This window comes from Lentzea cavernae, from assembly GCF_014653695.1.
In the GTDB taxonomy this organism is placed as follows: domain Bacteria; phylum Actinomycetota; class Actinomycetes; order Mycobacteriales; family Pseudonocardiaceae; genus Lentzea; species Lentzea cavernae.
This window is the reverse complement of record NZ_BNAR01000011.1, coordinates 43803-56371: the sequence shown is the minus strand read 5'-3', so window position 1 is coordinate 56371 and position 12569 is coordinate 43803. Positions and strand designations below refer to the sequence as shown.

At 68.4% G+C, this 12569-nt stretch carries 12 protein-coding genes; 10 read left to right on the top strand and 2 right to left on the bottom strand.

The genetic code is table 11. The annotated features are described in order from the left end of the window. Window positions 1-65 precede the first annotated feature (65 nt). Window positions 66-956 carry an RICIN domain-containing protein gene (locus IE307_RS30695; RefSeq protein WP_191302886.1) on the bottom strand — a complete coding sequence of 297 codons (891 nt, stop codon included), beginning with the start codon at window positions 954-956 and terminating at the stop codon, window positions 66-68. 327 nt (window positions 957-1283) lie between these two features. On the opposite strand from IE307_RS30695, the gene ftsZ reads away from it, so the two are divergent. The 9 genes from ftsZ to IE307_RS30650 all read left to right on the top strand — a co-directional run bounded on the left by ftsZ (window position 1284) and on the right by IE307_RS30650 (window position 8841). After that, entirely contained in the window at window positions 1284-2618 is a 1335-nt protein-coding gene (gene ftsZ, locus IE307_RS30690; protein WP_191302885.1) for a cell division protein FtsZ, read from the top strand. Window positions 2619-3516: 898 nt separating this feature from the next. Next, window positions 3517-4221 (top strand): peptidoglycan editing factor PgeF, encoded by a 705-nt coding sequence (pgeF, locus tag IE307_RS30685; RefSeq protein ID WP_191302884.1) that lies wholly within the window; start codon window positions 3517-3519, stop codon window positions 4219-4221. Further along, window positions 4218-4916, top strand: a complete 699-nt coding sequence (locus tag IE307_RS30680) for a YggS family pyridoxal phosphate-dependent enzyme (RefSeq protein ID WP_191302883.1) — start codon at window positions 4218-4220, stop codon at window positions 4914-4916. Before pgeF ends, IE307_RS30680 begins: the two co-directional genes overlap by 4 nt. 67 nt (window positions 4917-4983) lie before the next feature. After that, window positions 4984-5640, top strand: coding sequence for a cell division protein SepF (locus IE307_RS30675; protein ID WP_191302882.1), 657 nt, complete (start codon window positions 4984-4986; stop codon window positions 5638-5640). A gap of 18 nt (window positions 5641-5658) precedes the next feature. Then, complete coding sequence (locus IE307_RS30670; protein ID WP_191303085.1) at window positions 5659-5934, top strand: YggT family protein; 276 nt, start codon at window positions 5659-5661, stop codon at window positions 5932-5934. Window positions 5935-5982: 48 nt separating this feature from the next. Beyond that, window positions 5983-6798, top strand: a complete 816-nt coding sequence (gene wag31 / locus IE307_RS30665) for a DivIVA-like cell division protein Wag31 (protein ID WP_089917266.1) — start codon at window positions 5983-5985, stop codon at window positions 6796-6798. A 15-nt stretch (window positions 6799-6813) separates the two neighbouring features. Next, window positions 6814-7308, top strand: coding sequence for a hypothetical protein (locus tag IE307_RS30660; RefSeq protein WP_191302881.1), 495 nt, complete (start codon window positions 6814-6816; stop codon window positions 7306-7308). 195 nt (window positions 7309-7503) lie between these two features. Beyond that, window positions 7504-8235, top strand: a complete 732-nt coding sequence (locus IE307_RS30655; protein ID WP_229905230.1) for an alpha/beta hydrolase — start codon at window positions 7504-7506, stop codon at window positions 8233-8235. 9 nt (window positions 8236-8244) lie between these two features. Next, window positions 8245-8841: a TetR/AcrR family transcriptional regulator gene (locus tag IE307_RS30650; protein WP_191302879.1), complete on the top strand. Its 597-nt coding sequence runs from the start codon at window positions 8245-8247 to the stop codon at window positions 8839-8841. A 21-nt stretch (window positions 8842-8862) separates the two neighbouring features. Here the strand turns inward: IE307_RS30650 and IE307_RS30645 are convergent, their stop codons facing one another. Beyond that, window positions 8863-9207, bottom strand: coding sequence for a DoxX family protein (locus IE307_RS30645; RefSeq protein ID WP_191302878.1), 345 nt, complete (start codon window positions 9205-9207; stop codon window positions 8863-8865). 250 nt (window positions 9208-9457) lie between these two features. On the opposite strand from IE307_RS30645, the gene ileS reads away from it, so the two are divergent. Further along, window positions 9458-12562 (top strand): isoleucine--tRNA ligase, encoded by a 3105-nt coding sequence (ileS, locus tag IE307_RS30640; RefSeq protein WP_191302877.1) that lies wholly within the window; start codon window positions 9458-9460, stop codon window positions 12560-12562. The last annotated feature ends 7 nt before the right edge of the window (window positions 12563-12569 follow it).

The following is a 12569-nucleotide window of genomic DNA, read 5'->3' as shown; positions in this document are numbered from 1 at the left end:
GGACCACCGGCGGTATTAGCCGGATTGATCGTTGTCACCCGAAGGAAGTATCAAGGCACTGCCGGTCAGGCCGGCAGGAGGTTCCAGAGCTGCCACGCGCCGGTCTGCTGGGCGTACAGGAACACCCAGTTGGACCCCGGCGTCAGGAGCTGCCCGTCCGCGGACTGCCTGACGCGCGCGGCGCCGGTCCTCGTCGGTTCGATCGTCCACAGCTGGCGGACGTCTTCCGGTGAGCAGTTGGACGCGACGTCGAGCGAGATGGACTGGCCCTCGCGCACGGTGACGCACTTGCCGTTGGCGAGGCTCTGCAGCGCCGTCCGGCCGTCGGGCAGCTCGATGCGCTGGAACTTCTGCTCCGGAACGTCCGCGCACGGCGAGTTCGTGAGGCCGGTGCCGTTCGTCAGGCTGACGCAGCCGTAGTAGTCGAACTGGACGGAACTGATGCGCACGACCTCGCCCTTGGTGTCCGGGAGCGGCGCCGCCGTGCCGACCGCGCGCACCTGCCAGAGCTGCTCGTCGTAGTCGCGCAGCGGCTGGTACCAGGCGTCACGGGCGCCACTGGACCAGGTGAACCCGCTGAGGTACCTCTCCCCGTCGCTCAGCTTGATGCGCACGGCACCGGATGGCTGCGGCAGGATCGCGGCGAACGAATGAACGCCCTCGTCGTCGCAGTAATAGGAACCGTACGTCTCGCTCAGGCAGTCCTTGCTCGTCACGTTGCGGAGCAACTGCCTGCCGCCGGCGACCGGGATGACCTCCCACCGCTGGTCCGCCCCTCCGTCGCAGGCGACGATCAGCGGACTTCCGTGCTGTTCCTGCGCGGCCTGCAGGCACTCGCCATAGGCGACGTTCTTGATCTCGACCACGTCGTTGCCGCTCGCGGCGCTCGCCGGCGCCACCACCACTGCCCCCAGGGCGATCGCGGCCAGCGCGACGCCCAGCATCTTCATCCCCATCTGCCGACGGTAGCGATGGGGCACCCCGGACGGTGTGCAACTGAAGTAAGCATGGGCGAGACGATCTCTGATTCGAGGTCCGACTACGCTTGGGGTGCGTCGTCCTCAGGGCCGTTCGCAACTACTTGACGGCACGACCGGGGAGTAGTAGCGCACAGTGTTGGGACCCTACGGCGTGGCTGCTGGACCGACGTGCCGCCGGTGCTTACCGTCCAGCAGGAACATACGGGGTTGACATAACTCTGAGCCTCGACGAGAGGTTGAGAGTTTCAATCCGGGTGCCTCACACCCAGCACAGCGCGGACCACGATCAGGAAGGCGGATCCGATGACGCCCCCGCACAACTACCTCGCGGTGATCAAGGTCGTCGGCATCGGTGGTGGCGGCGTCAACGCCGTCAACCGCATGATCGAGGTCGGGCTCAAGGGCGTCGAGTTCATCGCGGTGAACACCGACGCACAGGCCCTGCTGATGTCTGATGCCGACGTCAAGCTCGACATCGGCCGTGAACTGACGCGCGGCCTCGGCGCCGGCGCGAACCCGGAGGTCGGGCACAAGGCTGCCGAAGACCACCGCGAGGAGATCGAGGAGGTCCTCAAGGGGGCCGACATGGTCTTCGTGACGGCTGGTGAGGGTGGTGGCACGGGCACCGGCGGCGCGCCGGTCGTGGCCTCCATCGCCCGCAAGCTCGGCGCACTGACCATCGGTGTGGTGACGCGCCCGTTCTCGTTCGAGGGCAAGCGCCGCGCCAAGCAGGCCGAGGACGGCATCCAGGCCCTGCGCAACGAGTGCGACACGCTCATCGTCATCCCCAACGACCGGCTGCTGCAGCTCGGCGACATCGGCGTCAGCCTGATGGACGCCTTCCGGTCCGCGGACGAGGTGCTCCTCTCCGGTGTCCAGGGCATCACCGACCTGATCACGACCCCCGGTCTGATCAACCTGGACTTCGCCGACGTCAAGTCGGTCATGTCCGGCGCGGGCTCGGCGTTGATGGGCATCGGCTCGGCACGAGGCGAGGGAAGAGCGGTCCAGGCCGCGCAGAAGGCGATCAACTCGCCCCTGCTCGAGGCCTCGATGGAGGGCGCGCACGGCGTGCTGCTGTCGATCGCCGGCGGCTCCGACCTGGGCCTCTTCGAGATCAACGAGTCCGCCTCGCTGGTGCAGGAAGCGGCTCACCCGGACGCGAACATCATCTTCGGTACGGTCATCGACGACTCCCTCGGCGACGAGGTCAGGGTCACGGTGATCGCGGCAGGCTTCGACGCCGGCGGACCCACGCACAAGAAGCTGGAGCCGACGGCGCTGTCCTCGCCGCCCCGGACGGCCAGCGGGCCCATCGCCTCCGCCAGCGCGGTGCCGACGCACGTGCAGCAGCCTGTTGCGCAGACTCCGCCGGTGCAGCCGCCTCCGGTTCATGCTCCGGTGCAGCAGGTTCAGCCTGTGCAGCAGCAGCCGGTGCAGCCTGAGGTTCGGCAGACCCCGCCTGTGCAGCAGCCTCCGGCGACTGTGCCGCCTCAGCCTTCGCCGGCTCAGGGGAACGGGTACGTGCCGTCTGTGCCTCGATCCTTGTCGCCGAACGGGTCGTTGCCGTCTCGGCCGGTGCCGGTCACGGATGATCCTGATGACGAGGTGGATGTTCCGCCGTTCATGCGTCGGTGATGTGCCGCCTTCGTGGTGGCTGGTTTGGTTGATGATCTTGTCGGACCCCCTGAGTAGCGTTTGGGCTCAGGGGGTCTTTGTTTGGGGGGACGCCTGCGTCAGCGTGGGTGATGCGTGTTTGGTTGGGGGCGCTGATTGGGGCGCGCCGGTTGGGTGGGTCGTCTCCCGGTTGGTTTGGCGGGTGCCTGTTTCTGGTTCGTAGGTGGTTGGGTTGGGTGCGGCCTGTTGCTGGTGCGTGCTTCCCCTGGGGCGCTGCCCCAGACCCCGGCAATCTGAGATGGGGGCCGGCGCCGTTTGTGGGTTGATGGCACGCCTGTTGCGTTGGGCGGCTGCCTGTTGGTTTGTCGGGTGCGGTCGGCGGTGGGGTCCCATCACGAGTCGCACCAGGAGCTGGCCACAGTCAGGTAGGGGTGTCAAGCGGACGAAGAGCGTGTCCGCTTGACACCCCTACCTGACTGCAGCAGGAGCTGTGGCGCGACTCGTGATGGGACCCCACCGCCCAAGCCTCTTGGTAAGGACGGCTCGCCTGCGGCATCGCGTGGGGGAGGACGGCTCGCCTGCGGCATCGCGGGTAGCTGGGGTGCCCCCCACCTTCGCCGGAGCGCTCCGGCCGCCGTCTCACACACCGCGCCATTCCACGCGCCGTGTGCGCCTTGCGCATCGCGCCCATCCCATGCGCCGCGTACGCACTGCACACAGCGCCCACCCCACGCACCGGGGTACGCAACGCGCCTATCCCCGCGCGCACTGGCGCGTTGCGTGCACGAGGTGGCCGTAGTGCGCGAGGACCACGAGGTGCGTGGGTGGGCGAGCGGCCGCAGCGCGTGAGTCGGGTGTGGTGCGGGGTGGGCTGTTGGGCGTGTTCGGGGGGTGGGGTGGGGCGAACTAGGGTGGGGGTGTGCGCATTCGTCGTGTTGTCACCACCCGCGCCGGTGGCGTGTCCAGAGGGTCCTACGAGTCGTTCAACCTCGGCGATCACGTTGGGGACGACGTCGAGTCCGTTGAGGCCAACCGGGTTCGGCTGGCCGAGGGGATCGGGCTTGCGCCCGACCGGCTGGTCTGGATGGAGCAGGTGCACGGGCGCACTGTTGCGACGGTGGACGGGCCGCTGGGTGAGCCGCTTGAGGCCACTGATGCTGTTGTGACGAAAAGGAGTGGTCTGGGGCTCGTCGTGTTGACGGCTGACTGCGTGCCGGTGTTGCTGGGGGACCAGGAGGCCGGTGTTGTCGGGGCTGTGCATGCCGGGCGGGTCGGGGCTCGAGTCGGGGTGGTGGTGGAGGCGCTCAAGGCGATGATGGCGTTGGGGGCCGAGCTCGAGCGCGTCGAGGTGTTGCTGGGGCCTGCGGTGTGCGGTGAGTGCTATGAGGTGCCCGCTGACATGCAGAGGGATGTGGAGAAGCACCTGCCCGGTAGTGCCTCGAAGTCGCGGAGGGGGACGCCTGCGCTGGACTTGAGGGCCGGGTTGTGGAACCAGCTCGCCAGCGCCGGTGTCGGGAAGATCGGGGTCGACCCGCGGTGCACGTTCGAGGAGAAGGACCTGTTCAGCCATCGGCGGCAGGCTCCTACCGGGCGGCTTGCCTCCGTGGTGTGGGTTGAGCCGTGAACCGCGCGGAGGAGTTGAAGGAGAACCTCGCCGAGGTCGAGGAGCGCATCGCGAAAGCGTGTGAGGCGGCAGGGCGTCCGCGGGACGAAGTGATGTTGCTCGCGGTGACGAAAACCTGGCCCGCGAGTGATGTGGAGATCCTTTACGGGCTCGGTCTCAGGAACTTCGCGGAGAACCGCGACCAGGAGGCCGGGGCGAAGGTCGGCCAATTGAGACATCTGGAAGAAGCCAGATGGCACATGGTCGGGCGATTGCAGCGGAACAAAGCGAAGTCCGTCGTCGAGTGGGCCGATCAGGTCGACTCCGTGGACAGCGTCCGGCTGGCCGAGGCGTTGGCCAAGGCAGCGCACGCCAAGGGCGTGAAATTGGACGTGTTGCTGCAGGTCAGCATCGACGGGGACACCTCGCGAGGGGGAGTCGCCGTTCAGGACGTCGGGGAACTGGCTGGCGTGATCACTCGTTCGGGTGATCTTATTCTCCGAGGTGCGATGACTGTCGCGCCTCGGACGATGAAACCCTCGCAGGCGTTTCAGGCGTTGGTTTCGGTGGTATCTGGCCTACGTGATGATCATCCCACTGCCATCGGAGTGTCAGCGGGAATGAGTGGTGACCTGGAAGATGCCATCTCGCACGGATCGACCTGTGTGCGTGTCGGAACGGCGTTGCTCGGCAGCCGGCGACTAACCTCGCCGTAGGTTGTCGGGAACCTCGGGACCGTCCGCACCGTCCCTAAGAGTGGGGAACCGCCGAGGAGGGGCTGGAATGAGCGCTTTGCACAAGCTGAAGGCCTACTTCGGGATGGTCCCCGCCGAGTACGCAGACGACCCCGGCTACGACGACGACCGAGGTCGCTACGGCGACTACCGGTCCGAGTACGCGGCCGAGGCCGACGACTACGACCCGTACCCGCGGCGCAGCCGCGTGTTCACGCCGGGCCGGTCGGAGCTCCAGGGCTCCGGGTACCGGGCCGACATCGACGAGCCGGACGACTACGAGCCGGAGTCGCGGCGCGGGGGCAGCCCCTCGAGCACGCGACGCTGGAGCGCCGATGCACCCGTGCACGGAGCACTCGCCGTCGAGCCGCAGCGCGAACCCGTGAGCAGGCTGCGCCCGGTTGCTGCCGAACCGGCAGGCAACCCGATGGCGCGCATCACCACGCTTCACCCCCGTACCTACAGCGAGGCGCGCACGATCGGGGAGCACTACCGCGACGGCACCCCGGTGATCTTGAACTTGACCGACATGGACGACGCGGACGCGAAGCGTCTCGTCGACTTCTCGGCCGGACTCGCGTTCGCTCTGCGCGGGTCCATGGACAAGATCACCAGCAGGGTGTTCCTTCTCTCACCGCCGAACGTTGACGTCACGGCGGAGGACCGGAGGAAGCTGGCGGAGGGCGGGTTCGGGAACCACGGTTAGAGTTGACCCGTGGACCCCATCCGTCTCGTCATCTTCTACGTCCTGTTCGCGTTCTCCCTGTTCCTGACCGCGCGTGTCGTGGTCGAGATGGTGCGGACGTTCGCGAGGGAGTGGCGCCCAGCGGGCGGCGTAGCCGTGACGCTTGAGACCGTCTACACGGTCACCGACCCACCGGTTCGTGCACTGCGTCGGGTGATCCCGACTATGCGGATCGGGGGCGTCGGGCTGGACCTATCGATTATTGTGCTGTGGCTGGTCGTTATCATTCTGATGCGATTCGCAGATCCCAGGTGACGGGGAACCGTGGGATGACCGCAGCCCAGGAGTGCGAGAGGTGATCCGATGCCGTTGACCCCCGCTGATGTGCACAATGTTGCATTCAGCAAGCCGCCGATTGGCAAGCGGGGCTACAACGAGGACGAGGTGGACGCGTTCCTCGACCTGGTTGAGGGCGAGCTGGCCCGCTTGATCGAGGAGAACAACGACCTCCGTCAGCAGGTGGAGCAGCTCGACCAGCAGCTCGAGACCGCGCGTGCAGACCTCGACGACGCGCGTGCGAAGGCTTCTTCCGGCCCCATGACGAGCCGTATGCCGGTGGAGGAGCCGCGCCGCCTGGCGCCGGTCCCGCCGCCCACGGTGATGGAGCAGACGTCCCCGGGTGGTGGCGGAGACCACCACGTGCAGGCCGCGAAGGTCCTGGGTCTCGCCCAGGAGATGGCGGACCGGCTGACCGGCGAGGCGAAGGCCGAGGCGGACGGCATGCTGTCCGAGGCCCGCACCAAGTCCGAGCAGCTGTTGTCCGAGGCTCGCGCCAAGGCCGACACGATGGTCAACGAGGCGCGCACGCGTGCCGAGACCATGCTGAACGACGCGCGGACGCGTTCCGAGACGCTGGAGCGGCAGGCCCGTGAGAAGGCCACCGCGCTGGACCGCGACGCGCAGCGCAAGCACGCTGAGGTGATGGGCAACATCACCCAGGAGAAGAACACGCTCGAGAAGCAGATCGACAAGCTGCAGACGTTCGAGCGCGAGTACCGCACGCGACTGAAGACGATGCTCGAGTCGTCCCTGCGCGACCTCCAGGACCGCGGCCCGGCCGCTCCGTCCGAGGGTCGTTCCCAGGGCTACTCGTTCGGCGCACGTGCCGAAGCGGGCTGAACTACTGTTCGCTAGGTGCTCTTCGTAGTTCTACTTCTGGCGCTGGCTGCCCTCGGGTTGCTCGTTCCCGCGCTGACCACGTCCGACACGATCTGGGCGTGGTCGTCCGTGGGAGCGAGCGTGCTCGCCGCCCTGGTCCTGCTCTGGGACTGGTGGCGGAGGCGGCCGGGGGACCCCGCAGCCGACGCGCAGAGTGTAGATCAACTTGCTGTAGCCGATGATCAACGGGTGGCTGTGCCGGCGGTAGCCGACACGCCGCCCGCTGACGAGGAACCACCGGAAGAGGACACCGACGCGGCGGACATGCTCGTCGTGGCCGATCTGGTGGACGAGGTCCGGGTGCTGGACGAGCGGCCCCGGTACCACTTGAGCTCGTGCTCCTGGCTCGCCGGGAGGCCCACGCTGGGCCTCCCGGTGCAGGAAGCACGGCAGCTCCAGTTCACGCCGTGCGCGCTGTGCACCCCTGATGCGGTGCTGGTGCGCAAGAGCCGTTCCCCTCAGGGGAGCTGACCAGCGGATGAACGCCTCCCGGCATGGGTGAAGAAGCCGCCCATGTTCTCGGGGGTCGCGTCCCGCACGCGGAATCACGACTTCCGCCCTCGAACTCCGAAACGACGCCCTCGCGGCGCAGGAGTTTCTGGCGTAAACGGGACGGTGTCCCATATATTAAGTGGGACATCGTCCCGCTTAATTCGAGGAGACATCGTGCCGACGACGTTCGTACTGGTCCACGGGGCATGGCACAGCGGTCAGGCCTGGTCGCGGGTGGTGCCGTTGCTGGGGGCGAGCGGCAGCCGGGTGTTCGCCCCGACGCTGACCGGCTACGGCGAGACCCGCCACCTGCTGGGCCCGGACGTCGGCCTCGGCACGCACGTCGCCGACGTCGTGCGGCTGCTGGTCGACGAGGACCTGAGCGACGTCGTCCTGGTCGGGCACAGCTACGCCGGCATGGTGATCTCCGGCGTGGCCAACCAGGTGCCGGAGCGGATCGCGCGGCTCGTCTACCTCGACGCCATGGTGCCGGCGGACGGCGAGAGCGCCCTCGACGTCCTGCCCGTGTCCCGGAACATGATCGGCGACGACTGGCGGGTGCCCGCGCCGCCCGCGCCCTTCGGGTTGTTCGGCCTCACCGACGCCGCCGACATCGCGTGGCTGAACACGATGGTCTCCGACCAGTCCGCGCTGTGCCTGCGGGAGCCGGTGGCCATGGACAACCCGGCCCTGGGCCAGATCCCGCGCACGCACGTCCACTGCACGGTGAAGCCGCCCGGCGTCGAGCCCCGCCCGGTCCCCGCCGTGCAGCCGAACGGCGACCCCGCCGACGTGCGCGAGCTGCCGACCGGTCACGACTGCATGATCACCATGCCCGCCGAGCTCGCCGGGCTGCTGCTCGACGTCGCGAGCCGGACCCCGGTCCGGGCGGGCGCCGGTCGTTAGGATGCGGTCATGAGCGACGCCCCCGGCACCGCGGCACCACCGCAGCGGCGGGCCGACGCGCGGCGCAACGCCGGGAGCGTGCTCGACGCCGCGGCCGCCGTGTTCGTCGACTCCGGGGTCGACGCGCCGATCCGCGAGATCGCCGCCCGCGCCGGGGTGGGGACGGCGACCATCTACCGCCACTACCCGACGCGGGCGGACCTGATCGTGGCCGTCTACCGGTCGCAGGTGCAGTCGCTGTCCGAGGCCGGGCCCGCGTTGCTCGCCGCCGAACCCAGTCCCCACCGGGCGCTGACGAGGTGGATCGACCAGTTCGTCGACTTCGTCGTCACCAAGCAGGGGCTCGCGTCGGTGCTGCAGTCGGGCGAGTCCTGCTACGACCCGCTGCACGACTACTTCCTCGAACACCTGGTGCCGGTGTGCACGCGGTTGCTGGACGCGGCCGCGGCGGCCGGGGAGATCGTTCCCGGCCAGGACCCGAACGAGCTGATGCGGGGCGTCGGGAGCATCTGCGCCGGCGCGAACGCGAGCAAGGGCGTCCGCTACGACGTGCGGCACCTCGTGCGGTTGCTGATCAACGGGCTGAGGCCGGGCGCCGACAGCTGACCCTCGCGTGGAACGGGAACCTCAGCGGTCCAGGAACAGCAGCATGATCAGCAACGCGAGCAGTGCCAGGTCCAGGACCACGCCCGTCGGCTTCGAGTCGTAGCGCAGCCGCGTGACCGTGGCGCCGACCATCAGCAGCCCGAGGCCGACCGTGGCCGCGTGCGCGATCCCCTCCCACGTGACCAGACCGGCCACCAGGCCCGCCGCACCCGCCCACTCCAACGCGCCGATGGTGCGCCACAGCGCCGGATTCATCCGGAAGTGGTCACGTGCCTCGAGTGACGCCTTCGCCCCGAACAGCTTGCCCGCACCCGTCGCCACGAACAGCACGGCCAGCACGATCGACAACGCGATGGTCAACGTCATCCGGGCAGCATACGGTTTGCGCCTGCCCGTACCCTGTAACTCACAGGCACCGATCCGGCCATCACCGGGGAGCCTCCGGAAGAACGGGTGCGCGAGCACCTCAGTAGAACCGGACGGGACCGGCCCGTCACAGCCGAAGAACGAGAGGCTCGCCGCAGGCAGGCGAGCAAGCGGGGTGGTACCGCGGCCCGCCGAGCCACATCGGCGTGTCGTCCTCGCGTGTCACTTTTGACCGCGAGGAGCAGTGGAGATGGCCTACCCCAGGGCCGGAGCGAACGAGGTCCCGGCGCAGCCGTCCTTTCCGAACCTCGAGCAGGACGTGCTCGGGTACTGGAAGGACGACGAGACCTTCCAGGCGAGCATCGACCGCAACCCGGCGGGTGAGCACGGCGAGAACGAGTTCGTCTTCTACGACGGCCCGCCGTTCGCCAACGGCCTGCCGCACTACGGGCACCTGCTGACCGGCTACGTCAAGGACGTCGTGCCGCGCTACCAGACGATGCGCGGCAAGCACGTCGAGCGCCGGTTCGGCTGGGACACGCACGGCATGCCGGCCGAGTACGAGGCCGAGAAGCAGCTCGGCATCACGCAGAAGCACGAGATCGACGAGCTCGGCATCGAGAAGTTCAACGAGGCGTGCCGCACGTCCGTGTTGCAGTACACGGACCAGTGGCGCGACTACGTGACGCGCCAGGCCCGTTGGGTCGACTTCGACAACGACTACAAGACGCTCGACCTCGACTACATGGAAAGCGTCATGTGGGCGTTCAAGGCCTTGTGGGACAAGGGCTTGATCTACGAGGGCTTCCGGGTGCTCTGGTACTGCTGGCGTTGCCAGACGCCGCTGTCCAACACCGAGACCAAGATGGACGACGCCTACCGCGACCGGCAGGACCCGGCCGTCACGGTGGCGCTGCGCCTCGAGTCCGGTGAGAAGGCCCTGGTCTGGACGACCACGCCGTGGACGCTGCCGAGCAACCTGGCCGCCGCCGTGCACCCGGACGTCGACTACGTGACCGTGGTGGGCTCCGACGGCGACAAGTACCTGCTGGCCGAGGCCCGTGTCGCGGCGTACGCGCGCGAGCTCGGCGAGGAGCCCGAGGTCGTCGCGCGCCACAAGGGGTCGGACCTGGTCGGCAAGAAGTACCTGCCGCCGTTCGACTTCTTCGTGGGCCGCGACAACGCGCACCAGGTGCTCACGGCCGACTACGTGACCACCGACGACGGCACGGGCATCGTCCACATCGCACCGGCGTTCGGTGAGGACGACAAGGTCGTGACGGACGCGGCGGGCATCGAGGTCGTCGTGCCGGTCGGGCCGGACGGCAAGTTCACCGCGGAGGTGGCGCCGTACCAGGGCGTGCACGTCTTCGAGGCGAACAAGCTGATCATCCGCGACCTCAAGGACGCGGGCCTGCTGCTGCGCCACGAGACCTACGACCACCCGTACCCGCACTGCTGGCGCTGCCAGAACCCGCTGATCCAGCGCGCGCTGTCGGCGTGGTTCGTCGCGGTCACGCAGTTCAAGGACCGGATGGTCGAGCTCAACCAGCAGATCAACTGGGTGCCCGGCCACATCAAGGACGGCCAGTTCGGCAAGTGGCTCGAGAACGCGCGCGACTGGAACATCTCGCGCAACCGGTACTGGGGCTCGCCGCTGCCCGTGTGGACCTCGGACAACCCCGAGTTCCCGCGCACGGACGTGTACGGGTCGCTGGACGAGCTGGAGCGCGACTTCGGCGTGCGCCCGGACAACCTGCACCGGCCGTTCATCGACGAGCTCACGCGGCCGAACCCGGACGACCCGAGCGGCAAGTCGGTCATGCGCCGGATCCCGGACGTGCTCGACTGCTGGTTCGAGTCGGGCTCGATGTCGTTCGCGCAGGTGCACTACCCGTTCGAGAACGCGCAGTGGTTCGAGGAGCACTACCCCGGGAACTTCATCGTCGAGTACAACGGGCAGACGCGCGGCTGGTTCTACACGCTGCACGTGCTCGCGACGGCGTTGTTCGACCGGCCCGCGTTCCGCGACTGCGTGGCGCACGGGATCGTGCTCGGTGACGACGGCCAGAAGATGTCCAAGTCGCTCAAGAACTACCCGGACGTCAACGAGGTCTTCGACCGCGACGGCTCGGACGCCATGCGCTGGTTCCTCATGGCGTCACCGATCCTGCGCGGTGGCGACCTCGTCGTGACCGAGCGCGGCATCCGCGACGCGGTGCGCCAGGCGGTGCTGCCGCTGTGGAACTCCTGGTACTTCCTCGCGTTGTACTCCAACGCCTCCGGGAAGGAGGGCACGTGGCGCGTCGACTCGAAGAACGTGCTCGACCGGTACGCGCTGGCGAAGACGCACGACCTGGTCCGCGACGTCCAGGCGGCGATGGACGTCTACGACATCTCCGGCGCGTGCCAGCTGGTGCGCGAGTACCTGGAGGTGCTGACGAACTGGTACGTGCGCCGGTCGCGGCAGCGGTTCTGGGACGGTGAGCAGGACGCGATCGACACCCTGCACACCGTGCTGGAGGTCGTCACGCGCGTGACGGCTCCGTTGCTGCCGTACACGTCCGAGGTCGTGTGGCGCGGGCTGACCGGTGGCCGTTCGGTGCACCTGACGGACTTCCCGTCGGTGTCGGACGTGCCGGCGGACGACGCGCTGGTCGCGGCGATGGATGAGGTCCGCGACGTCTGCTCGACGGCGCTGTCGCTGCGCAAGGCGAACAAGCTGCGCGTGCGGCTCCCGCTGGCGCGCTTGACGGTCGCCTCGCCGGTGGCCGGTTCGCTGGAGGACTTCGCCGCCATCGTGCGCGACGAGGTCAACGTCAAGGAGGTGTCGCTGTCCACGGACGTCGACGCCTACGGGCAGTTCCAGCTGGTCGTCAACGCACGCGCGGCCGGCCCGAGGCTCGGCCCGAACGTGCAGAAGGTCATCAAGGCCGTCAAGGCCGGCGACTGGTCCGAAGTGGACGGTCGCGTGGTCGCCGCCGGCATCGAGCTGTTCGAAGGTGAGTACGAACAGCGCCTGGTGGCAACGGATCCCGCCGCCACGGCCGCGCTGCCCGGCGGTGCCGGCGTCGTCGTGGTCGACACGGCGGTGACGCCGGAGCTCGAGGCCGAGGGCGTCGCGCGCGACCTGGTGCGCGTGGTGCAGCAGGCCCGCAAGGACGCCCAGCTCGACGTGTCCGACCGGATCACGCTGACGCTGGAGCTCCCGGACGCGGTGCGGACCGCTGTCGAACCGCACCTGGCGTTCGTGCAGTCGGAGACGCTGACGTCGTCGGTGGTGTTCGGTGAGGGCACTTCCGAGGGCACCGTCGGTGACGGCGCCAAGGTGAAGGTCTCCGTCAGCAAGGCGTGATCGATAT

What these genes read in the sequence shown, in the direction of transcription:
- IE307_RS30695 (WP_191302886.1), bottom strand. Translation starts at nt 956, where the DNA reads ATGGGGATGAAGATGCTGGGCGTCGCGCTGGCCGCGATCGCCCTGGGG.
- ftsZ (WP_191302885.1), top strand. Translation starts at nt 1,284, where the DNA reads ATGACGCCCCCGCACAACTACCTCGCGGTGATCAAGGTCGTCGGCATC.
- IE307_RS30675 (WP_191302882.1), top strand. Translation starts at nt 4,984, where the DNA reads ATGAGCGCTTTGCACAAGCTGAAGGCCTACTTCGGGATGGTCCCCGCC.
- wag31 (WP_089917266.1), top strand. Translation starts at nt 5,983, where the DNA reads ATGCCGTTGACCCCCGCTGATGTGCACAATGTTGCATTCAGCAAGCCG.
- IE307_RS30650 (WP_191302879.1), top strand. Translation starts at nt 8,245, where the DNA reads ATGAGCGACGCCCCCGGCACCGCGGCACCACCGCAGCGGCGGGCCGAC.
- IE307_RS30645 (WP_191302878.1), bottom strand. Translation starts at nt 9,207, where the DNA reads ATGACGTTGACCATCGCGTTGTCGATCGTGCTGGCCGTGCTGTTCGTG.
- ileS (WP_191302877.1), top strand. Translation starts at nt 9,458, where the DNA reads ATGGCCTACCCCAGGGCCGGAGCGAACGAGGTCCCGGCGCAGCCGTCC.